The 1,021-nt window shown below is 69.6% G+C and carries 1 protein-coding gene; it reads right to left on the reverse strand.

Annotated elements, in window-relative coordinates; translation table 11 throughout:
* Positions 1 to 262: 262 nt before the first annotated feature.
* Positions 263 to 1,021, reverse strand: a 759-nt coding sequence (locus tag ACWCP8_RS41200) for an IS701 family transposase (RefSeq protein WP_451121690.1), incomplete at its 5' end; no start/stop codon positions are given.

Genomic DNA, 1,021 nt, shown 5'->3' on the forward strand with positions numbered 1-1,021 from the left:
CGTCCGTGACGGCAACCTGCCCGCTACACTCCCACCGCTCGACGTTTCCCCAGGTCAAGCCACAAAGTACTGCTGGAGTACTAGTACTCCAGCCGTACTTCGGTATTTGGGCTGGTCAGCGGCCTGATGGCGGGGAGTTTAGCTGGGGCGTCACAGGCGTGCGAGGGCTTTGGCCATCTGGTGCCGGCGAACAGGTAGCCGCGCCGCGCGTAGTGGCAGTGGCGGGCGCGCGCCTGGTGACGTCGCCTCCACCGCGACCAGTTCACGGCGTGATCACGGTGTTCTCGGGGTGGAGGGCCAGCTGCCAGGAGACGGCGGATCTCGGCCGGTGTGAGGTCCACGAGGTCGGGCGTGTCGTCGTCCCGGCCCCCTTTTCGCGTTCCAGAGCGGCCACGGCCGCGAGGAAGGCGTGGGCGAGCATGGCGAGGGTGATGTGCCGGTACCAGCTGGTGTAGCGGCGGACCTCGTACTCGTCGAGCCCGCATTCGTTCTTGGCGCTCTGGAAGCACTCCTCGATCTTCCAGCGGCACCCGGCGATCCGGGCGAGGTCCGCGAGAGTGGCGTCGAGCGGGGCGCTGGCCAGAAAGTAGGCGATCTCGTCGGGGTTGGAGATGCTGCGGCGGGCGAGCATCCACCGTCGCCGGGTGGGCTCGTCGCCGTCGCGCTCCCGGACGACGGGCAGGAGGGCACCGGCCCAGTCGTAGACGCGCTCGCCCTTCGCTCCGGGGCCGGCGGGCAGGCGTTGCCAGGCTTCCGGCGGTGCCGCGCGGCGGAAGCGGTCCTCGATACGAGGCCCGTGGACCTGCTGGGACTTGGGCACGGCCACGACGTAGTGGAGCTGGAGGTCTTCGATGAAGCGGCGGAAGCGGCTGTCCTGTCCGTAGGCGGCGTCTGCGGTGACCCAGCTGAAGCGGAGCGGGGAGTCATGGGCCCGGCGGATCATGTCGCGGGCGAGGTCTCCCTTGGTGGCGAAGACGCGGTGGTCAGGAACGTGCGCGGCCCGGCAACGGTCCACACGGTC

This window comes from Streptomyces sp. NPDC002206 (assembly GCF_053593595.1).